The sequence below is a fragment of the Nocardia thailandica NBRC 100428 genome, from assembly GCF_000308795.1.
GTDB lineage: Bacteria > Actinomycetota > Actinomycetes > Mycobacteriales > Mycobacteriaceae > Nocardia > Nocardia thailandica.
Window position 1 is genome coordinate 1 of the sequence record NZ_BAGK01000113.1, and the last position, 24,526, is coordinate 24,526.

The window sequence follows — 24,526 nt, forward strand, 5'->3', positions numbered from 1 at the left end:
CCGCGCGCCGCGTCACCGGACGAGCGGGACCGGCCCGCCGCGGGCGACGCCGCGCATCCACGGCTCGGTACGACCGCCGGGGTCGGCGCGCCCCGCAGATCGGCGCCGCGCGCCGTGGCCCGGCGGACGATCGATGTCGACCAGCTCGCCGCCGACATCCGCGCAGGCGCGCGCCCGGCGCTGGCCCGCGCGATCACTCTCGTCGAATCGACGCGGGCCGACCACCGGGAACAGGCCCAGCAGCTGCTGCTGCGGCTGAGCGCCGAACCCGGTGCGGCCCTGTCGAACCGGGTCGGCATCACCGGCGTGCCCGGGGTCGGCAAGTCGACGTTCATCGACGCGCTCGGCATGAAACTGCTCGGCGAGGGGCACCGGGTCGCCGTGCTGGCGGTCGACCCGTCCTCGACCCGCACCGGGGGGTCGATCCTCGGCGACAAGACGCGCATGGCGCGCCTGTCGCTCGAGCGGGACGCCTTCATCCGGCCCTCGCCGACCGCGGGCACGCTGGGCGGTGTCGCCAAGGCGACGCGGGAGACCATCGTGTTGCTGGAGGCCGCGGGCTACGACGTCATCCTGGTGGAGACCGTCGGCGTCGGCCAGTCCGAGGTGACCGTCGCCGGCATGGTCGACGTGTTCTGCTTCCTCACCCTGGCCCGCACGGGCGATCAGCTCCAGGGCATCAAGAAGGGTGTCCTGGAACTGGCCGATCTGGTCGCGGTGAACAAGGCCGACGGCAAGCACGAGATCGAGGCCAAGGCCGCCGCCCGTGAACTCACCGGCGCCATGCGCCTGATTCATCCGCGCGAATCCCTGTGGCGGCCACCGGTGATCACCATGAGCGGGCTGGAAGGGGTCGGCCTCGACACCTTCTGGAACACCGTGCTCGAGCACCGGCGCGTCCTCACCGACGCGGGCGAGTTCGACGAGAAGCGTCGCCGTCAGCAGGTCGAGTGGACCTGGACGATGGTGCACGACCAGATCCTGCGCCGCCTGACCGACAGTCCCGCCGTGAAGAGCGTGCGGGCGCGGGTGGAGTCGGGTGTGCGGGACGGTACCCTGACCCCGGCGCTGGCCGCCGCGGCCATCCTGGACGCCTTCGACGCCTGACCTCGCCGCGAAAACCGGTGTCCGGCAGGGGTATCGGCACCGTCCTTTCACCGAAGTGTGCCGGAATCGGTACATACCGGGCCCGGTACCCGTGCGATCCTCGACAATGCCGCCCGCGGAACGGAGTTCGCACCGGGCTCGGTGACGGGTGGCCGACGCGAGGAGGAACCATGTCCTACCAGCAGCAGACCGGAACCGGCGCGGGTGTCGGGGTCCGGGCGGGCGCCCGGTTCATCGACTGGATCATCGCCTGGATCGTCGGCGGGATCCTGTTCTGGGTCCTCGGCTGGGTCCTCGACCTGCCCAGCTGGGTCGCCGTCCTGCCCGGAGCCGGCTTCGGCTTCCTGTACTTCGTGTTCTTCGAGGTGACCTCGGGGGAGACGCCGGGCAAGAAGGTGCTCGGACTCGAGGTGCGCGGCGCGGGCGGCGCGGCCAAGCCGGACCTGACCGAATCGGCCCGGCGCAACGCCTACATGCTGCTGAACCTGATCCCCTGGGTCGGGGGCCTGCTGTGGCTGGTGGCCGCGATCGCGATCGGCGTCACGATCGGGTCGAGCCCCACCAGGCAGGGCTGGCACGACACCTTCGCCGGCGGCACCCAGGTCGTCAAGGACTGAGACCTGCGCCGGTGCGGTCGCTCCGGTGTTGCGATCCGGTCCGGCGGGGCGATAATCAGCCGGCGGAACGCCGCATCCCCACGCCGGAAGAGGAACGCACACCCATGGCCGCACCGGTGGTCTTCACCAGCAACTATTCCGATCTGTCCAACGACAACGGCTTCCAGTGGGAGTTCCGTTGCGAGCGGTGCAGCACCGTGCACCGCTCGGCGTTCCAGCAGAACTACCTGGCGCGCGGTCGCGGCGTGCTGCGCTCGCTGAGCAGCCTGTTCGGCGACCGGATCGCCATGCTGCACAAGGTCTCCTCGGCCGCGGAGACCTTCTCCAATTCCTATGCCGGTGGCGCCTCGGAGACCCGCGACCGCGCCTTCGCCGAGGCGGTCACCGAGGTCGGCCGCGACTTCCGGCTGTGCGGAGGCTGCGGCTCGTGGACGTGCGCGCGTATCTGCTGGAACACCGCGGTCGGGCAGTGCACCCGCTGTTCGCCGATGGTCGGTCACCAGATCGCCCAGGCGCAGGCCGCCGCGCGCGAGTCCCAGATCAGGGAGGCGGCCCACCAGCAGGATTGGGCGCGCGACCACGATCTGCGCACCCCGGCGCGCGTCGCCTGCCCGACCTGCGCGGCACCGGCCGCCGGCGGGCGGTTCTGCACCTCCTGCGGCACGGCGCTGGCCCTGCGCGCCGACTGTGCAGGCTGCGGGCACCACCTCGAGGTGGGCGCGGCCTTCTGCTCCCATTGTGGCCGGGCCCAATGAATCCGGGCCCTGTGGCACAAAATCCGGTGATCTTGATTGTGCAATGTGACGAAAAGGTGTGTTCCAGGTAACGGCCCTGTGATGCCTCCCGATACGTGATCGACCGCACTGGGCGGTCGGTTTCGATGGAGGCTTGTGTATGGGGTACCGCGGCGCGGTCGGAGCGTCGGCGGCGGCGCTGGTGGCAGTCCTGGTCACGGCGGCGGGTGCCGGTGTCGCCGTGGCGGATCCGGCGGTGGTGGCCGACAGCGCGATCGGCGCGCCCGCGTCGGTCGGTGGCTCGAGCGTGAGCGTGGTCTCCGCGGTGGGCCGCGACTGGACCCTCCGGGTGTGGTCGGCGTCCATGCGCCGCGAGATCACCGTCAACGTGCAGCGTCCGGCCGACACCTCCGAACCCCGGCCCGCCCTCTACCTGGTGAACGGGGCGGGCGGCGGTGAGGACACCGCGACCTGGGGACAGAACACCGACGTCCTGGACTTCCTGGCGGAGAAGAACGTCAACGTCGTCATGCCCGTCGGCGGCGCGTGGAGCTACTACACCGACTGGAAGCAGCGCGATCCCCGGCTCGGCGAGAACAAGTGGCGCACCTTCTTCGTCGACGAGCTGCCGCCGCTGATCGATGCCGTCCTCGGCACCGACGGCCGCAACGCGATCGCCGCGAACTCCATGACCGTGACCGCGGTGCTGCAGCTGGCGATCGCCCAGCCCGGCCTGTTCCGGGCGGTGGCCGCCTACAGCGGGTGCGCCCAGATCAGCGACCCGGTCGGCCAGCAGTTCGTCAACGTGGTGGTCGGCACCGGCGGCGGCAACCCGGGCAACATGTACGGCCCGCCCGGCGACCCGGCCTGGGCGGCCAACGACCCGGTGGTCAACGCCGAGCGGCTGCGCGGGACGAAGCTGTACTTCTCCAACGGCTCCGGGCTGCCGGGCGAGCACGACAAGCTCGGCGACCCGAACCTGATGATCCCGGGCCCGGTCGGCCTGGCCAACCAGATCGTGGTCGGCGGCGTCATCGAGGCCGCGACGCTGTGGTGCACCAAGAACCTGCAGGACCGCCTCGACGAGCTCGGCATCCCGGCGACCTTCGACCTCGAGTCCAAGGGCACCCACTCCTGGGGTTACTGGGAGAAGGCGTTCAAGAGCTCGTGGCCGGTACTGGCCGAGGGGCTGGAAATGCCCGCCTGATCAGCGGTCGAGGGCGAACAGGCGCGCCGCGTTGTCGTGACACACGGCGCGCAGCCACTCCTCGCCTAGCGCAAGGCGTTCCAGGGCCTCGAGCGCGTGGGTGTAGGGGTAGGGGATGTTGGGGAAGTCGCTGCCGAACAGGATGCGATCGGACAGGCGGCGCAGGCGGTCCCGTTCCCCGGGTGGGAACGGGGCGTCGGCCTCGGTGAAGTCGGTCCACACCATCGTCGTGTCGAGGTGTACGCCCGGGTACCGCTCGGCCAGGTCGAGGAACTCGCTGTACTCCGGGGTGCCCATGTGCGCCACGATGAGCCGCAGCCGCGGATGCCTGCGCAGCAGTTCGGCGATCGGCTCCGGGCCGGTGAACTCGCCCGGCGCCGGACCCGACCCGCAGTGGATGAGCGCGGGCACGCCGGTCCGCTCGAGCGTCGCCCACACCGGCTCGAGGAGGGGGTCGAGCGCGGAGAAGCCGCCGACCTGGATGTGGACCTTGAACACGCGCGCGCCCGCCTCGATCGCCTCGCGGACGTAGCCGGCGGCGCCGGGTTCGGGATAGAAGGTCGCGGTGTGCAGGCAGTCGGGGGTGCGGGCGGCGAACTCGGCGGTCCAGCCGTTGAGCCAGGCCGCCATGTCCGGCTTGTGGGGGTAGACCAGGGAGGTGAACGCGCGGACGCCGAACTCGCGCAGCGTCTTCACCCGTACCTGCTCCTCGTCGCGGTAGGTGATCGGCCACGGCCGCCCGGTCAGCGGGCCCGCGGCGTCGAAGTACGCCCACACCTTGCGCATCACCGGCTCGGGCATGAAATGCGTGTGCACGTCCACGATCGCGGGCAGGCCGACCCGGTCGCGGAAGGCGGCGAGGGCGGCGGATTCGTCGGTCACGGCAGCTCCGGTGGGTGCAGGCGCCGGGCGAAGTCGCCGACGCGGCTGATCAGGCGGTCGAAGAACAGCGCCGGGTCGGTGCCGATCACGATGTCGGCGTTGGGTTCCCGGCCCCACATGCCCGCCCAGTCGGCCACGGTGGTCGCACGGGTGAGGGTGCCGGTCAGCTCGACGTCGACGGTGGCGGGCCGGGTCCGCGCCAGCGCGGGGTCGAGCAGGACCGCGGCGGCGAAGGGGTCGTGCATGTGCGCGAGGTAGCCGAGGTCGTAGCCGTCGTGGAAGTCGAAGTAGAAGCGGACGGCGTCGGTGAGGAACCGGATCACGGGATTGCTCGCCGCGGAACGGAAGTCGGGGCCGTCGGCGGGGCAGACGTCCTCGACGGGCAGGCTGCCCGCGCGTTCGGCCAGTGCCCGCAGGTGGTGTGGGCGCATCTCGATGGTCTCGGTGATGTCGAGGGCGCACACCAGGGGCCTGCGGTCGGGCGGCGCGGCGGAGAAGGCGTCGAAGACCTCCTTGGCCGCCTCGGGATCGACGTGGACGTTCCACTCGTTGGTCGGGGTGGTGTTGCCGGGGTGGTTGAACGCGCCGCCCATGATCACCAGGCGGCGCAGCAGCCGGGGCAGCTCGGGTTCGATGCGCAGGGCCAGCGCGAGATTGGTGAGCGGTCCGGTGCACAGCCCGGTGATCTCGCCGGGCCGGGCGCGCGCCCGCTCGACCCACAGCGCCGCGGCCGAGCGGGGCGAGAGCGCGCGGGTGGCGACCGGGAGCTCGGCGTATCCGACGCCGTGCGGGCCGTGGGTGTCCTCGGTGGTGCGCAGCGGGACCGCCAGCGGTCCGTCGGCGCCGAGCGCGACCTCGATCTCGGGCGCCCGGCACAGGTCCAGCAGCCCCAGGGTGTTGGCCGCGACCTGCGCGGTCGGCACGTTGCCCGCCGTGGCGGCGATGCCGACCAGCTCGGCCTCGGGGGAGGCGAGCAGGTAGAGCAGGGCCAGGGCGTCGTCGATCCCGGTGTCGACGTCGGCGATGATCGGTCGGGGCACGCCTGCGAGGGTATCCGGGCGGTGCCGCGCCGCCCAGGCGACCCCGCCGACCCCGTACGCATCAGTACGCGGGCAGGGCGAAGTCCTTGTTCTCGGGGAAGAAGACGCGCTTGGTCAGCGGGATCATCGGCCGCGACATCATGATCCGCATGTTGGCGCGGGCGAGCCGGGTGACCAGACGGCTCTTGGGCAGCATCATCGACACCCCGCCGCCGGGGATCTCCTTGGCGCCCGCCACGAACGGCGTGACCCGCTCCTGGTAGGCCGCCAGCGCGGCGGCCGGGTCGGCCCGGTGCGCGGCGATCTCGGCGGCCAGGATGTAGGCGCCGGTGATCGCCATCGCGGTGCCCATCCCCGACAGCGGCGAGCCGCAGTAGGCGGCGTCGCCGACCAGGGTGACCCGGCCGCGCGAGAGCTCCTCGACGTCGACCCGGGCGAGTTCGTCGAAGTAGAAGTCGGTGCTGTCCGGCATCGCCGCGAGGATGTTCGGGGCGTGCCAGCCCGCCTCGGCCAGCCCGGCGCGCAGCAGCCGTTCCTGGGCCGCGCGGTCGCCACGCAGCGCGGGGTCGTGCTCGGCGCGCACGGTCAGCAGGGCCTTGGCGGTCCGCGGGTCGGCGTCGGGACGGATGGCGACGTAGGCGCCGGGCACCAGGCGCATCGTGAACCAGCCGGGGCGGATGTCGGCGGGGGTCTCGATGGTGAAGAACGCGCCGTAGGCGCCGAGGAAGGTGGCGAAGCGCTCCTCGGGGCCGAAGACCAGCGCGCGGGTGGCCGAGTGGACGCCGTCGGCGCCGATCACCAGGTCGAAACGCTCGGTGGCGCCGGTGGAGAAGGTGACGCGCGCGCCGGTGTCGTCCTGGTCGACGGCGGTGAGGTGCTCGCCGTAGCGGTAGGTGAGCAGGGTGCCGTCGGGGTCGGCCGCGGCGACCGCGTCGAGCAGGACGCCGTTGAGGTCGCCGCGGGTGATCTCGATGTCGGCGACCACGCCGCGGCCGTCGAAGTCCTCCATCGCCATGCGCGCGTAGACCGCGCCGTCACCGTCGACGTATTCGATGCCCTTCTCCTCGAGCTGGTGGCGGGCGATCGCGTCGAGCAGACCCATCCGTTCGGCCGCCTCGCGGCTCGGGCCGCGCAGGTCGACGGCTTGGCCGCCGGGTCGGGGAGCGTCGGCGCGCTCGACGACGGTGACGCGAATGCCGTTGCGCAACAGCTGGAGTGCGACCGCGTTGCCCGCGATCCCGCCGCCGGAGACCAGGACGTGCAGGGAGGTGGTGGTCATGAGAGGTGCTTCCCGTCTGAAGAACGAATGTATGAGACATATGTCTAACAGAGCCTGGCACGTATGTCTAGAACAAATGTCTAAGACGATTGGGTAGGGTGAGGGCCATGGGTAATCGAGAAGATCTGCTGGCGGGAGCGCGCAAGGTCATCATGGAGCGCGGGGTGGCCAAGGCGACCGCCCGCGACATCGCCGGGGCGGCGGGGGTCAGCCTGGCCGCCATCGGCTACCACTTCGGCTCCAAGGAGCGCCTGATCACCGAGGCGCTCACCGACGCGCTCGGCAGCGCGATCGGCGACGCCATGGAGGACCTGATCGCCGAGAGCGCGGGCGGCCCACCGCTGACCGGGTTCACCCGGCTGTGGAACGCCATGCCCGCGGTGTTCGCGGCCAATCACGAGGCGATGCTGGCCAGCATGGAGAACCTCGTGCGCATCGTGCGTTCCGAGGACGCCCGCGCCCAGCTGAGCGACATGACCGCGGGCGTGTACGCCGATATGGGCGCCCGGCTCCGGGCCGCCCATCCGCAGCTGTCGCCGGAGCAGGGCCGCGCCGTCGCGCAGCTGTACTTCGCCCTCGTCCAGGGGCTCGGCGTGCTGTGGCTGCTCGACCCCGACGGCGAGGCGATCGACGGCGACACCCTCGCCGAGGCGGTGCTGGCCCTCACGGGAGCTCCCGGCCCCGAAGGGGATTCGCCGACCCCGACGGCGGAGGGGCCGGTCTAGCGCCAGGCCGCCGGGTCGGCGCCGTAGGGCGGCGCGGGCCACGGATAGTCGTCGTAGCCGGGCACGGCGGGCCGCGCGCCGACGACCGGGCCGTGGGTCACCGTGGCCGCCGCGTCGGGCGGGGTCGCGGGTCCGTGGCCGGGGGTGCGTCCCCCCGCCGCGAGCAGCCACGCCGCGGTGCGCGCCAGGGCGGCGCGGACGGTCCGCCCGCGCCCGTCCTCGGCGCGGGCGCGCAGCGCGTCGAGGATGCCCGCCGCGAGCAGGTAGCCCGAGGCGTGGTCGAGGGCCTGGGCGGGCAGGGCGCCGGGGGCGCCGTCGGTGCCCTCCAGCAGCGCGATGCCGGACGCGGCCTGCACGAGACTGTCGAAGCCACGGCGCCCGCCCCACGGTCCGGACTCGCCCCAGGCGCAGAGGCGCGCGTGTACGAGCCCGGGACGGTCGGCCGCGACGCCGAGGGCCTCGAGCGCGCCGGGGCGGTACCCGGTGACCAGGACGTCGGCCTCGGCCAGCAGCGCGGTGAACGCGGCGAGCCCGCCGCGCAGATCCAGCAGCGCCGAGCGTTTGCCCTGGCAGTTGTCGAGGTACTGCCAGGCGATCTCCGGCATCGCGGGCGGGTCGATGCGCAGGACCTCGGCGCCGAGCAGGGCGAGGGTGCGGGTGGCCACGGGGCCGGCCAGGACCCGGGTCAGGTCGAGCACGCGCACGCCGGCCAGGGGCCGCTCGGCGGTCGCGTCGCGGGAGAAGCCCCCGCGGCCGTCCGGCGTGCGCGGCTCGACGGCGATCAGGGGACCCCCGCAAGCGGCGGTGCCCGCGGGGCTCGCGGCCCACTCCTGCTCGGTGCGCACCCGGAAGATCAGTGCCCCCGCCGCGGCGGCGGCGTCCTCCAGTTCGGCCGCCGGACGCGCCGCGAACCGGGCCCGCGCGGCCGCCGCGTCCGCGCCTGGGGGCAGGCCGAGCACCGCGAGGAGTCGATCACGGTGGTGGGGGTAGTTGGCGTGGGTGCGGACCCAGCCGTCGGCGGCGGGGAAGAACCCGGAGAGTTCGGCGAACGCGGCCGGGGGCGCGCCGTCGATGCGCAGCACGCGTTCGCTGGCGAACGCCCCCGCGACCCGGCCCGGGTCGACCCGGACGGGCCGCGGGTCGAGCCCCTGGGCGGCGCGGACCCGATTCGCGGCCGCGCCGACGGCCGCCACCGACCCGGCCGCCAGCGCCCAGACGGGCAGCGTCGCCGCGAGGAGCCCGCCGGGATCGGGGATCTCGGCGGGCTCGGAGGCGGGTGCGCCGCAACCGGATTCGTAGGCGTGGACCAGCGCGGACGGCGAGCTCATGGGGGCAGCCTAGCCGCCCGCGCCGGAGCTGGGCGTCGTCACCGTCACAGCGGGTCCCGGGGCGAGTCGCCGGGTCGGGCAGCCGAAGTGCGCCGCCACATCGGCGAAGGGCACCTGCCCGGCCGGGTCGGCCGCGATGGCCTCGGCCACCGGAGGCGGGATGGGCGCCCGGTACGCGGGCATCTCGACCGCGAGCGACGGGGCGACACGGGGACCGCGCGATCGCCTCCGCGCGATCCCGCCCGAGCGGCTGGTAGAGGGGCGGAGTCGGTGAGCGTGTCGGCGCGAGGTGCGCGAACCGGGGAGCGCCGGAGAAGGGGAGCGAGAATCCGGTCGCCGTGTCCGGTTCGGGCCGGCTACGGCCAGGTGCGCCGGGCGCGCAGTCCCGCGACGCCGATCGCCAGGTCCGCGGCGATCTCGAACAGGGCGGCGAACCAGGAGAACCCGGTGACCTTCGCCGACGGCGGCGCGGCGACGAAGCTGTCGCTGAGCGGCCCGAACCAGTCGGGGAGCAGATGTACGACGGTGAATCCGGCCGCGCTGACGAAACCCACCGTCGCGGCCGCGACCGGCGCCCAGCGCTGGCCGGTGAACACCAGGACGATGGTGACCACCGCGGCCAGCATCTGGATCGTGCCGAGCGTCATCACCAGCATGGAGACCACGCTCATGCCGCGGCGGAGATGGTCGGCGCCGTGGACGCCGAGCGCGACGGCGAAGACGACGGTCGTCCAGCGCAGGGCGGTGTTCTCGGTCGCGGTCTGTCGCGGTGTGGTCGCCTCGGTCATGGCCCCTCCAACCGGATCCGTTAGTACGACACAGTGTAGTAGAGATTGCCGCGGGACGGGCCGAAATCCGCCCCCGCGTTCCGTTCAGCCGTGCCCGTCCGGTCGGCCGTCGCGAAACGCGCGCCCCCGGGACGCGACGGTCGCGGCCAGCGAGGCCGCCGCGCACAGCGCGATCGCCCACATCAGCGATCCGCTCGACGCGGTGCCGCCGAAGGCCAGCAGCACACCGGTGCTCAGCGCGAGGCAGAACGTCGCCGAAAGCCGTTGCGTCAGTTGCAGGAACGCGGCCGCGACCCCGTGCAGCGAACCGGGCGCGAAGGACAGCGTCACCGTGCGCAGCGCCGGTTCGACCACCCCGCCCGAGGCGCCGGCGGCCGTCTGGAGCACCGACAAGACGGCGAACAACACCCAGCCGTCCCACCACAGCGCGGCCAGGCCGCTGCCCGCCAGCACGGCGGTCTGCGCCACCAGCCCGTGGGTCACCGAGGCGGTCCCGTAGGTGGCGAACAACCGCTCGCCCCAGCGCGCCGCCACCATCCGCGCCACCGCCGCCGGGACGAGGGCGCCCGCGACCGCCGGGGCGGGAATCGCGCAGACCTGGAGGAAGAACACGGTCTTCACCGTCATGAAGGCCAGCGAGGAGCCGAACCACAAGAGCGCGACCACGTTTCCCGTCACATACCCACGCGAGCCGATCAGCGCGGGGGCGAACAGGGGCAGCTTCCCGCGCCGCGCGTAGGCGCGCTCCCAGCGCACGAGCCCGGCCACCAGCAGCGTGCCGGCCGGCACGATCGCCGCGACGACCGCGCCGGGGAGCCCCGGGTCGACGGCCGGGATCGTCACCAGGACCACCAGGACGCCGAGCATCGCGATGCCCGGCAGATCGAGGTCGGCGCGGGGGCGGCCGCGCGGCGTGCGCGGCAGCCCCCGCAGCCCCAGCGCCACGGCGGCGAGGGTGAACGGCGTCTGCACCAGCAGGATCACCCGCCACGCGGAATCGGCAGGCAGCAGCCACAGCGCCGAACCGGCGACGAGCGGGCCGGCGACCGCCGCGAACGCGCCGGCGATGGTGTACCCGGCCAGCGCCCGCAACCGCTCCGGACCCCGGAACACGTCCTGGATGACGCCGAGGACCTGCGCGCTGAGAATGCCCGCCCCGAAGCCCTGGAGCAGGCGCCCGCCGATCAGCAGCCCGGCCCCGCCGGCCAGCGCCGTGGTCAGCGTCCCCGCGAGGAAGACCAGCAGGCCGGTGACGAACAGCGCGCGCCTGCCGTAGGCGTCGCCGAGCCGGCCCGCCGGGGCGAGGCCGAGACCGAAGGTGAGCGACAGCGCGGCGAGGAACCACTGCACGGCGGCGTCGGAGAGGTCGAGTGAGGACCGCACCGCGGGCGCGGTGAACGCCACCACCGCGGCGTCGAACAGGGTCGCGAAACCCGCGCCGTAACAGCACCACAGCGTCGCGCGCCGCTCGACGCCCGCGCCGGGCGGGTGCCCGGTCACGACGGAAGCGGCCGCCCCGCCGCTCACCCGGACACCGCGCCACGATTCATGGGAGGATTCTGTGCCGACGCGCGGGCGAACACACCCTTTGTGATCCCGCTGCGCGCAACCGGTGAATGCCCGCCCGCCCGGCGTCATGGTGAGGCCCATGACATCCACAGAGACGAAACGCCCGGCCGATTCCGAACTGGATGACGTCTTCGCCCCGATCTTCGCGCGGATCGCCGCCGGCGCCGTCGCCAGGGAGACCGACCGGACCCTCGCCCACACCGAGATCGACGCCCTGCGCGCGGCCCGCTTCGGCGCGTTGCGCGTGCCCGTGGAGTACGGCGGCCACGGCGCGAGCGTGCGCCAGCTGTTCGGGCTGCTGATCGACCTCGCCGCCGCCGAATCCAATCTCCCGCAGGCCCTGCGGGTGCACTTCTCCTTCGTCGAGGACCAGCTGCTGGCGGACCCCGGCCCCGCGCGCGAGCGGTGGCTGCGCGCGATCAGCGAGGGCACCCTCGTCGGCAACGCGATCACCGAACCCGGCGTCGGCGCCGTCGACCGCTATCGCACCCGCCTGACCCGCGACGGCGAGCACTGGCGCCTGGACGGCACCAAGTTCTACAGCACCGGCTCCCTCTACGCCGACCACATCCTGGTCGCGGCCGATCGCGACGGCGAACGGGTCGGCGTGCTGGTCGGCGCCCGGGACGAGGGCGTGCGCCTGCACGACGACTGGGACGGGTTCGGCCAGCGCCTCACCGCCAGCGGCACCACCGAGTTCACCGCCGTCCGGGTGCGCGAGGACCAGATCCTCGGCCCCGGCTACGGCGTGCCCGGACCCACGTACGCGACCGCATATCTGCAGCTCGTGCAGCTGGCGGTCCTCGCGGGCATCGCGCAGCGCGCCGAGGCCGACGTGCGCGCGTGGGTCGCCCACCGCACCCGCGGCTACACCCACTCCGCGGCCGACCTGCCCCGCCACGACCCGCTGGTGCAGCAGGTGATCGGGAAGCTGTCCGCGGCCGCCTTCGCCGCGCGCGCGACGGTGCTCGCGGTGGCCGAGCGACTCGACGAGGTGCTCGACGCCGGGGCCGGGGACGAGAGCGCGCTCGTCGCCGTGGAACTCGCCGCCGCCCAGGCCCAGCTCGCGGTGATCGACCTCGTGCTGCCCGCGACCAGCCTGCTGTTCGAGGTGGGCGGCGCCTCCCTCGTGTCCGAGGGCCTGCGTCTGGATCGGCACTGGCGCAACGCGCGCACCATCTCCGTGCACAACCCGGCCATCCAGAAGGCCAGGGCGGTGGGCGACCATCTCCTCAACGGCACCGACCTGCCGTTCGGATGGAGCGCGGGCGAGCGGGTCCCCGCCTCCGAGGAGGCGTGATGACCCGCCGAATCCGGTTCAACGCCTTCGACATGAACTGCGTGGCCCACCAGTCGCCCGGACTGTGGCGCCACCCCGAGGATCAGTCGCACCGGTACAAGGAACTGAGCTACTGGACCGACCTGGCGCGGCTGCTCGAGCGCGGCCGGTTCGACGGCCTCTTCATCGCCGACGTCCTCGGCACCTACGACGTGTACGGCGGCAACGACATCGCCGCGCTGCGTCACGGCGCCCAGATCCCGGTGGCCGACCCGTTGCTGCTGGTGACGGCGATGGCGGCCGTGACCGAGCACCTCGGATTCGGCGTCACCACCGGCACCGGTTTCGAGCATCCCTTCCCGTTCGCCCGCCGCCTGTCCACCCTCGACCACCTCACGGGCGGGCGCGTCGGCTGGAACGTGGTGACCGGCTACCTGCCCTCGGCCGCCCGCAACCTCGGCGCCGACGACCAGCTCGACCACGACGACCGCTACGACCAGGCCGACGAGTACCTCGAGGTGCTCTACAAGCTGTGGGAGGGCTCGTGGGAGGACGACGCGGTCGTGCGCGACGCCGAGCGCGGCATCTACGTCGACCCGGCCAAGGTGCACCACATCGGCCATCGCGGACGGCATTTCACCGTGCCCGGCATCCACCTGTCCGAGCCCTCGCCGCAGCGCACCCCGGTGATCTACCAGGCCGGGGCGTCCCCGCGCGGTGTGCGCTTCGCCGCCGAGAACGCCGAGGCGATCTTCGTGGCCGCGCCCTCGAAACGGGTCCTCGCCCAGACGGTCTCGCGTATCCGCGACGCGCTCGAGGCGGCGGGCCGTGACCGGTACGCGGCCCGGATCTACGCGCTGGCCACCCTCGTCACCGACGCCACCGACGAGGCCGCCCGCGCCAAACACGAGGAGTACCTGTCCTACGCCAGCGTCGAGGGCGGGCTGGTCTTCATGTCCGGCTGGATGGGCATCGACCTGTCGCGCTACGACCTCGACGATCCCATCGGCGACGTCGAGAGCAACGCGATCCGTTCCGCGGTCGCCGCGTTCCAGGAGTTCGACGACGACGGTCGCGCCTGGACGGTGCGCGACATCGGCCGCTGGGCCGGGATCGGCGGCATGGGACCGGTGTTCGTCGGCTCGGGGGAGACCGTCGCCGACCGGCTCCAGGAATGGGTGGCCGAGACCGACCTCGACGGGTTCAACCTCGCCTACGCCATCACCCCCGGCAGCTTCGAGGACGTGGTGCGCCACGTCGTCCCCGTCCTCACCGCGCGCGGCGCCTACGCGGCGGAACACGCCCCGGGGACCCTGCGGCACGCGCTGTTCGGCGCGGGCGACCGGCTCCCGCCCGGGCATCGCGGCGCGTCCTACCGGGTGGGCGGGGCGAACTCGACCGTGCTGCCGGAGACGGTGTCGCGGCCCGGTGCGATCGCCATCGATTCCCGCTGATCCCAACCCTGCTGTGCGGGAGCCGAATCGAGCACCATGCGGATATGACATCGCAGAATCCCGCTTCACGTTCCACGCGTTCGGCCGCGATCGTCGGCGCCGGACAGACCGGCGTCACCGCGGCGCTAGGACTGCTCGACGCCGGCTTCGAGGTCACGCTCTACAGCGACCGCGACCAGCAGGCACTCCGCAACGAGGTGCCCGCCACCGGCACCGCCCTGGAATTCGGTGTGGCGCAACAGGCCGAACTCGCCCTCGGCCTGGACACCTACACCACCAGGGCGCCCCGCCACACCGGGCTCAGCGTCCGCATCGCCGACCCCGACCGCAACGAACTGATCGCCTTCGACGGCGTGTTCGACGGCTACGTCGGGGTCGCGGTCGACACCCGGCTCAAGGCCGACGAGCGGCTCACCGCGTTCCGTGAGCGCGGTGGCCGTTTCGTCGTCGAGCAGGTCACCCCCCAGACCCTGGACCGGATCGCCGCCGGGCACGACCTGACCCTGGTGGCGACCGGCCGCGGCGGCCTGTCCGAGCTGTTCCCCGTCGACACCGAACGCACCGTCTACGACGCGCCGCAGCGGTCGCTGCTCACCGTCACGGTCACCGGTCTCGGGCACGGGCCCGACGTGTTCGCCCACCGCAGTCCCGCCGGTGGCGCGCACAGCGGGTTCTCCATCTTCGCCGACCAGGGTGAGGGCTGGTGGGGTCCGTACCTGCACAAGGACGCCGGCCCGAGCTGGGCGTTCCTGGGCTGGGCCCGCCCGGGCAGCGATTTCGAACGCCGTTTCGCCGCCGCCGATTCCGCCGCGTCGGCGCATCGGATCGTCACCGAGCTCTACCGCGACTACGTCGACTGGGACCTCCCCGAGGTCCTGGCGACGCGCGTCATCGAGGACGACCCGCACTCCTGGCTGAAGGGCGCGGTGCGTCCGGTCGTGCGTGCCGGCGTCGGCCACACCGCGAGCGGTCATCCCGTGGCCTCCCTCGGCGACACCTCCGTCGCCTACGACCCGATCGCGGGCCAGGGCGCCCAGAGCGGCCTGATCCAGGCGCAGCGCCTGGTCGCCGCGGCCGCCGTCCACGACGGCGCGTTCGACGAGGCATGGATCGCCGCCCGCTACGCGGAGTTCCTCGCCGTCCGCGGCGACGCGGCGGCCAAGGTGACCCGCCTGTTCCTCAGCGACCCCGCCTTCGCCGACCTCGGCGGCCAGTTCTTCGCCACCGCCGCCGTCGACCCACGCTTCGCGAGCGCCCTGGTCGGCCTCCTCCACCACCCCCAGCCCTTCCTCGGCATCGAGACTCCCGACCAGGCAGGCGCCTACATCGAGCAGGTCACCGGCGTCCCCGCCGCCGACCTGCTCGCCCGCTTCGAGCCCGCGGGCCGCTTCGCCCGTTCGGCCTACGGCGCGGCGCTGAGCCGGGTCTGAGGTTCGGTCGCCGGACCCGCCGGGCCCGGCGTCGGCCTCATACGGCCGGCGACGGGCCCGGGGGTGCCGGGGTATCCCTGCCGACCTGTCCGCCGGCGCGTCCGCCACGTCGCGGCCGGCAGCGTCGACTCGTCTCACCCACTGTCGTCGCGGCCTCGCCACCGACGCTGCCCGCGCCTGATCCCTCGCCGGGCTCAGCCGGGTCGGCGACGGCGCCACTGCGAGGGACCGTCCCGGCTGTCGGTGGGCGGGACTATCGTGCCCGCCATGGAGGCGCGCGAGTACGAGTTCACGGCCGAGGTCGCCGTCGCGGCGACGGGCAACTGGCACTTCGTCGCGCTCCCGGAGGACGCCGCCGACGACATCGCCGACCGGCATCCGCGCACGGGGCCCGGATTCGGGGCCGTGCCGGTCACGGTCACCCTCGGGGCGACCACCTGGTCGACGTCGCTGTTCCCGGACAAGGCACTCGGAACCTACGTCCTGCCGGTCAAGAAGCCGGTGTTGCGCGCCGAGGGGCTCGCGGCCGGCGATCCGGCGGACATCAGCCTGCGCACGGGGCGGTGAGGCGGCCTCAGTCGCAGCCCTCGAGGGTCGCGCCGGCCAGTTCGGCTACCACGTCGGCGATCTCGCCGCGCGACCGCAGCGCCCGCAGCTGCCGCTGGGCGCCGTTGCCGCGGGCGAGCGCGCGCTCGACCCCCTCGGCGACGAAATCGTGGTCGCCCGCCGCGCGCAGGGCGGGCTCGATCCGGTCGACGAGCTCGCTCAGCAGCGCGCGCTGCGGCACGACCCTGGCCTCGACGGGATGCAGCCCGTCGCCCTCGAGGGCCGAATGCGCGGCGTTCCAGTAGGCCGCGCGCAGGAACTCGCCCGGGACGGCGGGGCCGTGGTCGCCGTGCGCCACGGCACGCAGGCCCATCGCCACCGTGCCGCGGACCAGCACCGCCAGCAGCGCCGCCTCGTCGGCGGTGGCGGGCACGTCGGCGACGCGGATCTCCACCGTCGGGAAGGACTCCGAGGGTCGCACGTCCCAATAGACCATCTTGTTGTCCAGGATGCTGCCGCCCGCGCGCATCATCGCCACGATCGACTCGTACTCGGCGGCCGAGGTGAAGAACGGGGGCGGCCCGGCGCTGGGCCAGCGCCGCCACAGGATGCTGCGCCAGCTGGCGTAGCCGGTCTCGGCGCCCCGGTAGACCGCCGAATTGGCGGTGAGCGCGAGGAAGACCGGCAGCCAGGGGCGCACATGGTTGGCCACGAGCACCGCGGTCTCGCGGTCCGGGACACCCACGTGCACGTGGCAGCCGCACAGGCCCTGTTCGTGGGCGATCATGCCGAAGGTGTGGGCGATGCGCTGATAGCGCGGGGTGTCGGTGACCGGGTAGCCGTCGGGCACGGTCGGGGGGACCGCGACCGCCAGCAGCCGCGCGTCGTGCTCGGCCGCGCACGCCGCGACCGCGCGCCGCGAGCGGCGCAGTTCGGCGAGCAGGTCGCCGATCTCGGTGTGCACCTCGCTGCTCGTCTCGACCTGGCAGCTGGTCAGTTCGAGCTGCAGATCGATACCCGCGGCCTTCGCGGCGGCCGCGACCTCGGTGTTCTTCGGTGCCGGCGCACCGCTTTCGGGATCGGTCAGCAGGAACTCCTCTTCGACCCCGACCGTCGGCACCGCTGTGACCTCGCCCATCGACCCTCCTGCGCCGTCCCCGGTGTGGTCGGGCCGTACCCGCCGGTGGGCGCCCCAAACACGACACCGCTGTTTGGCCGCCCGCCTGGCGGTCATTCACCGCGCGAGGTGATCGAAGTGGTCGACGATGTCGAGAAGCGATGGACCGGCGGCCCCGCCGGGCGCGGGGCCACCCGCTACGGCGCGGCCGTGGTGGTGCTGGCCGTCGCCGTCTTCGCCGTCGTGACGGTGTGGGCGAGCCGTCGTGACGCCTGCGCCGGGGCGGACACCCTGCTCTGTGACACCCCCGCGCGCCTGACCGTCCTGATCGCCCCCTCGCTGATCCTGTTGCTCGGCGCCCTCGGCGCCTTCGCCCGCACGCTGATCGAATGGCGGCACGACCGGCCGTGGCCGCCGTGGCAGGCCGCGGGCTGGTTCCTGTTCCTGCTCACCACGGCCTACGCGGCGATCGGCGGCGGCACCCTGGCCACCTGACTGACGGTGCGCACCGCCACCCAGGGGTGGGCACGGCACACCTTCGGGGGCGCGGGGTGAGACCTGCGGGCGCTTCCGGGCGGGCGCGGGCGCGGGAATAGTCATAGCGGTCCACTATGGCCGAACTTCTCCGGAGGCTCTCGCGATGCAGCCCAGCTTTGTGCACCACGTCCGGCAGCAGGCGGCCGTCCACGAAGACGGGCGGTGCTTCATCCACCTGCGTGAGCGCGGGCGCGACCTCGTCGAGGAGCGGGTCGGCTTCGGGGAGCTGGATCGCGACGCGCGGGGAATCGCGGCGTGGCTCGCGGGGCGGGCGGAGGCCTCCGAGCCGGTGGTGCTGCTGTACCTGGACGGGATGGCGTTCCTGCGCGCCTTCCTCGGCTGCCTCTACGCCGGGGTGATCGCGGTGCCCGCGCCGCTGCCGCACGACGAGCGCAGCACGCGGCGGGTCGCCGGGATCGTCGCCGACTCGGGCGCCCGCCTGATCCTGACCACCGAGGACTTCCGGCCACTGGTCGCGGCCGCGACCGCCGCCACCGTCGTGGCGACCGACACCGGCCTCGGCGACCCCGAGGCGTGGCGCATGCCCGACATCGACACGGGGACCATCGCCTTCCTCCAGTACACCTCCGGCTCGACCGGCGCGCCCAAGGGCGTGGTCGTCACCCACGGCAACCTGCTGCACAACGAGGCCGCCATCGCCGCGCTGGGCATCGACGCCACCGCGACCGGGGTCTCCTGGATCCCGCACTTCCACGACATGGGCCTCATCGGGTCGCTGCTCGGCGCCCTCTACGTCGGCGCGAGCCTGGTCGTGATGTCGCCGACGACGTTCCTCAAACGGCCGGTGCGCTGGTTGCAGGCCATCGACCACTACCGCGCCCGGTTCACCTCCGCCCCGAACTTCGCCTACGACCTCGTCGTGCGGCGCGTCACCGACGAGCAGCTCGCCGGGCTCGACCTGTCCTGCCTCGACATCGCCCTCTGCGGCGCCGAACCGATCCGCGCCGCCACGGTGGCGGCGGTCCGCGACCGGCTCGCCCCGGCGCGGCTGCGCCCGGAGGCGTTCCTGCCCGCCTACGGCCTGGCCGAGGCGACGCTGCTCGTCAGCGCCGCGCCGAGGGACGCGCTCCCCGTCGTCGCCACCGGGCCAGCGGGGACCCGGGTCGGCTGCGGGCGCGCGGCACGCGACCTCGAACTGCGCGTCGTCGACCCGGACACCCTGCGCGAGGCCGGCGACGGTGAGGTCGGCGAGATCTGGGTCCGCGGACGGAGCGTGGCCGCCGGGTACTGGAACCGCCCGCGGGAGACCCGCCACACCTTCGACGCGTACCTCGGCGCCGAAGGTCCCTTCCTGCGCACCGGCGACCTCGGCCTGCTGCGCGAGGGCGAACTGTTCGTCACCGGCCGGCTCAAGGACCTGCTGATCGTCAACGGCCGCAACCTGTATCCGCAGGACGTCGAGGAGCTGGCCGAGCAGCTGCACCCCGCCCTCACCACCGGCGTCGCGGTGTCGGTCGACATCGGCGGCCGCGAACGGCTCGTCGTCATCCAGGGGGTGCGGACCGCTCTGCTCGGCGACGCGACGCCGGCGCGGCTGGCCGCGGCGATCAAGGGCGGCGTCGCCCGCGGGTTCGACGTGCCCGCGCCCAGCGTCGTGCTCGTGGAGAGCCGCGCGATCCACCGCACCACCAGCGGCAAGGTCCAGCGGGCCGCCATGCGCGCGGCCTTCCTCGACCACACGCTCACCGCCGTCCTGCACGAAGACCTCGAACCGGCGCTGAGCCGGACCCCGACCGCCTGACCCGCCAGGAGCCCCGCCATGTTCGCCGCCCTCAGCACCACACCGCCCGCGATCCGGGACTGGCTCGTCGACCGCGTCGCCGACTACACCGATCGCGCACCGCACCAGGTCGATCCGGCCGTCCCGCTCGCCGAACTCGGCATGGACTCGGTCTCGGCGGTGTCGCTGTGCGGGGAGATCGAGGACCGCTGGTGCCTCGACGTCGACCCCACTCTCGTCTTCGACCACCCGACGATCGACGCCATCGCGGCGTACCTGGCCGGCGAGACGGCGGTGGCCGCATGACCGACATCGCCGTCGTCGGCCTGGACTGCCGCTTCCCGCAGGCGCCCGACCCGGCGGCATTCTGGCGGATGCTGCTCGACGGCGGCGACGCCATCACCGAGGTCCCCGCGAACCGCTGGAACGCCGACGACTTCCACGACCCCGCAGGTGCCCCCGGCACGATCAACACCCGCCAGGGCGGGTTCCTCGCCGACGCCGACGCCTTCGACCACCACTTCTTCGGCATCACCGCGGCCGAGGCCGAGGCCATGGATCCCCAGCAGCGCCTGCTCCTGCAGTCGACGTGGCGGGCCTTCGAGGACGCCACCCTCGACCCGCGGGCCCAATCCGGTTCGCGCACCGGCGTCTTCGTCGGGGTGATGGCCAACGAGTGGGCCAACCTGCAGATGCGCGACTACGCCGCGATCACCCCGCAGCACGGCTCGGGCAACGGCTACTTCATGACCGCCAACCGGCTCTCCTACCAGTTCGACCTGACCGGGCCGAGCATCGCGGTCGACACAGCCTGCTCCTCGTCGCTGGTGGCGGTCCACCTGGCCTGCGCGGCGCTGGCGGCGGGGGACTGCGAGCAGGCGGTCGCGGGCGGGGTGAACCTGGTCCTCACCCCGGCCGTCGGCGTGTTCTACACCCAGGCGGGTCTGTCCGCGCCGGACGCGCGGTGCAAGCCGTTCAGCGGCGACGCCGACGGCATCGTGCGCGGCGAAGGAGTCGCGGTGCTCGTGCTGCGGCGGCTGGCGGACGCGCGCGCGGCGGGCCTGCCGGTCTACGCGGTGATCAAGGGCAGCGCGGTCAACTCCGACGGGCGCAGCAACGGCATCACCGCCCCGAACCGCTGGGCCCAGCAGGCGGTCGTCGAGGAGGCCTACCGCCGGGCCGGGGTGCGCGCGGCCGACGTCGACTTCCTGGAGGCGCACGGCACCGGGACGGTGCTCGGGGACATGATCGAGGTGAAGGCGCTGGGCGCGCTGCACGGGACCGGCCGGGCGCGCCCGTGCGGCATCGGTTCGGTCAAAGGCAATCTCGGGCACACCGAGGGGGCGGCCGGGGTCGCGGGCCTGGTGAAGACGGTGCTGGCCCTGCATCACGGCGTGGTGCCCGCCTCGCGCTTCGCCGAGCGGGAGAATCCGCGGCTGCGGCTCGACCGGCACGGGCTGCGGCTGCTCGCCGACCCGCTGCGCCTGGACGGGCCCTCGACGGCCGGGGTGAGCAGTTTCGGGCTCGGCGGCACCAACGTGCACATGGTCGTCGCCGGCGTGGCACGGGCCGAGGAGCCCGGCGCGCCGGGCGGCGGGGTGCTCACCGTGTCCGCCGACACCGAGGACGCGCTGCGGCGCAACGCGATCCGGCTGGCCGACGCGGTGGCCGCCTGCGACGGCGACCGCTTCGCGCAGCTGTGCTGGACGAGCAACCGGGTCAAGTCCTCGGGGCGGATCCGGCTGGCCGTGACGGCGCGTGACCGTGGCGAGGCGATCGAGGGGTTGCGGTCCGGGACCGGTGCCGGGCTCGCGCGGGGGCTGCGGGTCGGGTGGATGTTCACCGGGCAGGGGTCGCAGTACACCGGGATGGGGCGGGCGCCGCACGCGGGCAGTCCCGCGTTCCGCCGCGCGCTGGCCGCCGTCGACGCCGCCATGGCCGATCCGCTCGGCGATTCGGTCGCGCGCCTGCTGCTCGACGAGCGCGCCGAGGTGGACGGCACGGGCATCGCCCAGCCGGCCATCTTCGCCCTCGAGTACGCCCTGGCCCGGTCCCTGGCCGACAGCGGCGTCCGTCCGGCGTGGCTGATCGGCCACAGCGTCGGCGAGTTCGCCGCGGCGGTGGTGGCGGGCGTACTGGACCTCGCCGACGCGTGTGCCCTGGTCGCGGCCCGGGGCAGGCTCATGCAGGCGCTGCCGTCCGGCGGGGCGATGCTGGCGGTGCGCGCCGGGCTCGCACAGGTCGCCGATCTGCTCGACGGCGCGCCTGCGGTGGCGGTGGCCGCGGTCAACGGGCCGGGCGAGCTCGTGCTCTCCGGAGCGGCCGGTGCGCTGGCCGCGATCCGAACCGCCCTCGCCGCGCGCGGGGTGGCCGCCGAGCCGCTGGCCGTGTCGCACGCCTTCCACAGCCCGCTGATGGCGCCGATGCTGGCCGAGTTCGAGACGGTCGCGCGCGCCCGCACCTACCGGCCCGCGACCGTGCCGGTCTATTCCACCGTGCGCGGCCGCCTGCTCGGCGCGGACGAGCCGATGGACGCGGCCTACTGGGTCGAACACGTCCGCGCCACCGTGCGTTTCGGCGAGGCGCTCGCCGCCGCGCTCGACACCGACCCGACCCATCTGGTCGAGATAGGCCCCCGCCGCGTGCTCACCGGCCTCGCCCGCCGCCTCGACCCCAGCCGCGACATCCCCTGTCTGGCACCCCTACCCGGCCCGGACGCCACCGGCACCGAGCAGGCGGCCACCGTCGCCGCGCTCTACCGCGACGGTCTCGATCCCGCCTGGGACGCCCTCTACGAACCCCGGCAGCGGGTTCGCCGTCGCCTGCCCGCCTACGAGTTCTCCCGGGACGACCGGTTCTGGATCGAACCGCCCGCGCCCACCCCGGAACCGACCCGGCCCACCACGATCCCGGCAACCCAGGACACGACGATGGAACACCTGATCGCGCTCTTCCGTGAGCAGAACGCGGTGCTGGCGACCGCGCTGGGCGCGCCGCCCGCGCCCGCGGCGCCCGCCGCCGAACCCCCGCCCGCCGCGGACATCGTGCGCGCCGAACTGTCGCGGGTCAGCGGCTATCCCGCCGAACGCCTGCGCGAGGAGCAGACGCTGCGCGCGGATCTGGGCCTCGACTCGCTCATGCAGACCGACCTGTTCGGCGCCCTCGCCCGCCGGCTGCCGGGCGCCGTCCTCGATCCCGCGGTGGTGACCGAGTCGACCACCCTGGGCGATCTGGTCGCCCACTGCGGCACGCGCGCGGCGGCCGAACCGGTGCCCGCGCGGCCGGATCCGGTCGCGCAGCAAGAAGCTCCGCCCGTCGCGGTCACCCCCGAATACCGGATCGCCGACTTCGCCGAGGTGCGCGCGCTCGCCGACCGGCTCGCGGGCGCCGAGGCGCTCGGCCTGGCCAACCCCTACTTCCTGGTCAACGACGGGATCACCCGCGACACCGTCCGCATCGACGGCACGGAGGTCGTGAACTTCGCCGGCTACAACTACCTGGGCCTGTCCGGCGACGCGGCGGTGGTGACGGCGGTGCGGGACGCGGTCGACCGCTACGGCAGCTCGGTCTCGGCGAGCCGGGTGCTGTCGGGAGAGAAGCCGGTGCACGGCGAGCTCGAGGCCGAGCTCGCCGCGCTGCTCGGCACCGAGGACGCCATGGCCCTGGTCGGCGGTCACTCCACCAACGTGACGGTCGTCGGCCACCTGGTCGGCCCGCAGGACCTGGTGATCCACGACAGCCTGGCCCACGACAGCATCCTGCAGGGCTGCGCGCTGTCCGGGGCGACCCGCAGGCCCTTCCCGCACAACGACATCGCCGCCCTCGACACCCTGCTGGCCGAGATGCGCCACCGCTACCGCCGCGTGCTGATCCTCATCGAGGGCGTCTACAGCCAGGACGGCGACATCCCCGATCTGCCCGCCGTGATCGCGGTCAAGAAGAAGCACCGGGCCATGCTGATGATCGACGAGGCGCACAGCGTCGGCGTGCTCGGCGCCACGGGCGGCGGCATCGGCGAGCACTTCGGCGTCGACCGCGGTGACGTCGAGCTGTGGTCCGGGACGCTGTCCAAGGCGCTGGCCGGGTGCGGGGGATACGTGGCGGGCAGCGCGGAACTGATCCGCTTCCTGAAGTACACCACCCCCGGTTTCGTCTACAGCGTCGGCATGACCCCCATGAACGCCGCCGCCTCCGCCGCCGCGATCCGCCGGCTGCGCACCGACCCCGCGCTCCTCGCGCGGTTGCGGCGCAACAGCGCGCTGTTCCTCGGGCTGGCCCGCGAGGCGGGCATCGACACCGGCGACAGCGAGGGCACGCCCATCGTGCCCTGCCTCGTCGGCGACTCGATGAAGACGCTGCGCCTGTCGAATGCCCTGCTGCGCCGTGGGATCAACGTCAACCCCATCCTGTACCCGGCCGTCCCGGAGGACCTGGCCCGGCTGCGGTTCTTCGTGACCGCCTGCCACACCGAGGAACAGATCCGCGACACCGTGAAGATCCTCGCCGAGGAACTGTCCCGGGTCGCGGCCGAGGCGCCCCAGGATCCCGGCCCACGGCCCCGTCGTGCGCCTCGCGGTCACCGACCGCCCGCGGACGCGGTCGCGGCGCGCAGCGCCGCCCAGCTCGGTGCGTGACGATCCCGCTCGGAGACGACCGTCACCGGTCGCGGCCAGGCGATGGCCAGGTCGGGGTCGTCGTAGGCGACGGCGATGTCCTCGGCGGGGTCGTGCGGGCGGTCAATGCGGTAGCACACGTCGGCGCGGGCGGTGAGAACCTGGAAGCCGTGCAGGAAGCCGGGCGGCACGTAGAGGTGATGGAAGTTCTCGTCGTCGAGGACGAAGGTCTGGCTGTCGCCGAAGGTCGGTGAATCGGGGCGGATGTCGACCAGGACGTCGAACACCGCGCCGGAGGCACACCGCACGAGTTTGGCCTCGCCGCGACCGGACCGTCCGTGCAGACCGCGGACCACGCCGCGCCGGGACCGCGACTGGGAGTCCTGGGTGAAGGCGGCGGACGCGCCCGCGCCGAGGTGCTCGTCGAACACGACGGTGTCGAACGTCCGGGTGAACAGGCCGCGTTCGTCGTGGGCGGGGCGGGGAATGATCAGGTACACCCCGGCCAGCCGGGTCGGTTCGACGCGCAGGGT

Annotated in this window: 22 protein-coding genes; 13 read left to right on the plus strand and 9 right to left on the minus strand. The window is 73.5% G+C overall.

Annotated elements, in window-relative coordinates:
• The first annotated feature begins 114 nt into the window (after positions 1–114).
• The 4 genes from meaB to ON36_RS11740 all read left to right on the plus strand — a co-directional run bounded on the left by meaB (position 115) and on the right by ON36_RS11740 (position 3,665).
• The gene (meaB, locus tag ON36_RS11725) at positions 115–1,107 is read left to right on the plus strand and encodes a methylmalonyl Co-A mutase-associated GTPase MeaB (protein WP_043651445.1); all 993 of its coding nucleotides are present in this window, start codon (positions 115–117) and stop codon (positions 1,105–1,107) included.
• A 170-nt stretch (positions 1,108–1,277) separates the two neighbouring features.
• Entirely contained in the window at positions 1,278–1,724 is a 447-nt protein-coding gene (locus ON36_RS11730) for an RDD family protein (RefSeq protein WP_052313885.1), read from the plus strand.
• Positions 1,725–1,828: 104 nt separating this feature from the next.
• Positions 1,829–2,479 (plus strand): double zinc ribbon domain-containing protein, encoded by a 651-nt coding sequence (locus tag ON36_RS11735; protein WP_052313886.1) that lies wholly within the window; start codon positions 1,829–1,831, stop codon positions 2,477–2,479.
• 139 nt (positions 2,480–2,618) lie between these two features.
• Positions 2,619–3,665 carry an alpha/beta hydrolase gene (locus ON36_RS11740; protein WP_043651334.1) on the plus strand — a complete coding sequence of 349 codons (1,047 nt, stop codon included), beginning with the start codon at positions 2,619–2,621 and terminating at the stop codon, positions 3,663–3,665.
• Here ON36_RS11740 and ON36_RS11745 read toward each other — a convergent pair whose 3' ends face one another.
• The 3 genes from ON36_RS11745 to ON36_RS11755 all read right to left on the minus strand — a co-directional run bounded on the left by ON36_RS11745 (position 3,666) and on the right by ON36_RS11755 (position 6,866).
• Positions 3,666–4,547: an amidohydrolase family protein gene (locus ON36_RS11745; RefSeq protein ID WP_043651336.1), complete on the minus strand. Its 882-nt coding sequence runs from the start codon at positions 4,545–4,547 to the stop codon at positions 3,666–3,668.
• Entirely contained in the window at positions 4,544–5,587 is a 1,044-nt protein-coding gene (locus tag ON36_RS11750) for a nucleoside hydrolase (RefSeq protein ID WP_043651339.1), read from the minus strand. The genes ON36_RS11745 and ON36_RS11750 overlap by 4 nt, the downstream gene beginning before the upstream one ends.
• 61 nt (positions 5,588–5,648) lie before the next feature.
• Positions 5,649–6,866 carry an FAD-dependent monooxygenase gene (locus ON36_RS11755; RefSeq protein WP_043651341.1) on the minus strand — a complete coding sequence of 406 codons (1,218 nt, stop codon included), beginning with the start codon at positions 6,864–6,866 and terminating at the stop codon, positions 5,649–5,651.
• A gap of 107 nt (positions 6,867–6,973) precedes the next feature.
• Here ON36_RS11755 and ON36_RS11760 point away from each other — a divergent pair, with 107 nt between their 5' ends.
• Positions 6,974–7,591 (plus strand): TetR/AcrR family transcriptional regulator, encoded by a 618-nt coding sequence (locus tag ON36_RS11760; RefSeq protein WP_052313887.1) that lies wholly within the window; start codon positions 6,974–6,976, stop codon positions 7,589–7,591.
• Here ON36_RS11760 and ON36_RS11765 read toward each other — a convergent pair.
• From ON36_RS11765 to ON36_RS11775, 4 genes are all read right to left on the minus strand, one after another.
• Positions 7,588–8,919 (minus strand): CoA transferase, encoded by a 1,332-nt coding sequence (locus ON36_RS11765; RefSeq protein ID WP_043651344.1) that lies wholly within the window; start codon positions 8,917–8,919, stop codon positions 7,588–7,590. The two genes, ON36_RS11760 and ON36_RS11765, sit on opposite strands and share 4 nt — an antisense overlap.
• A gap of 9 nt (positions 8,920–8,928) precedes the next feature.
• Complete coding sequence (locus tag ON36_RS34690; protein WP_157224849.1) at positions 8,929–9,069, minus strand: hypothetical protein; 141 nt, start codon at positions 9,067–9,069, stop codon at positions 8,929–8,931.
• 206 nt (positions 9,070–9,275) lie between these two features.
• The gene (locus tag ON36_RS11770; protein ID WP_052313888.1) at positions 9,276–9,707 is read right to left on the minus strand and encodes a hypothetical protein; all 432 of its coding nucleotides are present in this window, start codon (positions 9,705–9,707) and stop codon (positions 9,276–9,278) included.
• 84 nt (positions 9,708–9,791) lie between these two features.
• Complete coding sequence (locus ON36_RS11775) at positions 9,792–11,207, minus strand: MFS transporter (RefSeq protein WP_157224850.1); 1,416 nt, start codon at positions 11,205–11,207, stop codon at positions 9,792–9,794.
• 148 nt (positions 11,208–11,355) lie between these two features.
• On the opposite strand from ON36_RS11775, the gene ON36_RS11780 reads away from it, so the two are divergent.
• The 4 genes from ON36_RS11780 (at position 11,356) to ON36_RS11795 (ending at position 16,006) form a co-directional block, all read left to right on the plus strand.
• Positions 11,356–12,576, plus strand: a complete 1,221-nt coding sequence (locus tag ON36_RS11780) for an acyl-CoA dehydrogenase family protein (RefSeq protein WP_043651346.1) — start codon at positions 11,356–11,358, stop codon at positions 12,574–12,576.
• The gene (locus ON36_RS11785) at positions 12,576–14,009 is read left to right on the plus strand and encodes an LLM class flavin-dependent oxidoreductase (protein ID WP_043651349.1); all 1,434 of its coding nucleotides are present in this window, start codon (positions 12,576–12,578) and stop codon (positions 14,007–14,009) included. The genes ON36_RS11780 and ON36_RS11785 overlap by 1 nt, the downstream gene beginning before the upstream one ends.
• Positions 14,010–14,053: 44 nt before the next feature.
• Positions 14,054–15,439 (plus strand): styrene monooxygenase/indole monooxygenase family protein, encoded by a 1,386-nt coding sequence (locus ON36_RS11790; RefSeq protein ID WP_043651352.1) that lies wholly within the window; start codon positions 14,054–14,056, stop codon positions 15,437–15,439.
• A 267-nt stretch (positions 15,440–15,706) separates the two neighbouring features.
• The gene (locus ON36_RS11795; RefSeq protein WP_043651354.1) at positions 15,707–16,006 is read left to right on the plus strand and encodes a DUF1905 domain-containing protein; all 300 of its coding nucleotides are present in this window, start codon (positions 15,707–15,709) and stop codon (positions 16,004–16,006) included.
• Between the two features lie 7 nt (positions 16,007–16,013).
• Here the strand turns inward: ON36_RS11795 and ON36_RS11800 are convergent, their stop codons facing one another.
• Complete coding sequence (locus ON36_RS11800; protein ID WP_043651357.1) at positions 16,014–17,123, minus strand: carboxylate-amine ligase; 1,110 nt, start codon at positions 17,121–17,123, stop codon at positions 16,014–16,016.
• 117 nt (positions 17,124–17,240) lie between these two features.
• On the opposite strand from ON36_RS11800, the gene ON36_RS11805 reads away from it, so the two are divergent.
• The 4 genes from ON36_RS11805 to ON36_RS11820 all read left to right on the plus strand — a co-directional run bounded on the left by ON36_RS11805 (position 17,241) and on the right by ON36_RS11820 (position 24,014).
• Positions 17,241–17,597: a hypothetical protein gene (locus ON36_RS11805; protein ID WP_043651360.1), complete on the plus strand. Its 357-nt coding sequence runs from the start codon at positions 17,241–17,243 to the stop codon at positions 17,595–17,597.
• Between the two features lie 145 nt (positions 17,598–17,742).
• Entirely contained in the window at positions 17,743–19,401 is a 1,659-nt protein-coding gene (locus ON36_RS11810) for a fatty acyl-AMP ligase (RefSeq protein ID WP_043651362.1), read from the plus strand.
• Between the two features lie 18 nt (positions 19,402–19,419).
• Positions 19,420–19,686 carry an acyl carrier protein gene (locus tag ON36_RS11815; protein ID WP_043651365.1) on the plus strand — a complete coding sequence of 89 codons (267 nt, stop codon included), beginning with the start codon at positions 19,420–19,422 and terminating at the stop codon, positions 19,684–19,686.
• Positions 19,683–24,014 carry a type I polyketide synthase gene (locus tag ON36_RS11820; RefSeq protein WP_083885078.1) on the plus strand — a complete coding sequence of 1,444 codons (4,332 nt, stop codon included), beginning with the start codon at positions 19,683–19,685 and terminating at the stop codon, positions 24,012–24,014. The genes ON36_RS11815 and ON36_RS11820 overlap by 4 nt, the downstream gene beginning before the upstream one ends.
• On the opposite strand, the gene rfbC is transcribed toward ON36_RS11820, so the two are convergent.
• Complete coding sequence (gene rfbC, locus ON36_RS11825; RefSeq protein WP_043651463.1) at positions 23,957–24,523, minus strand: dTDP-4-dehydrorhamnose 3,5-epimerase; 567 nt, start codon at positions 24,521–24,523, stop codon at positions 23,957–23,959. The two genes, ON36_RS11820 and rfbC, sit on opposite strands and share 58 nt — an antisense overlap.
• Positions 24,524–24,526 lie beyond the last annotated feature (3 nt).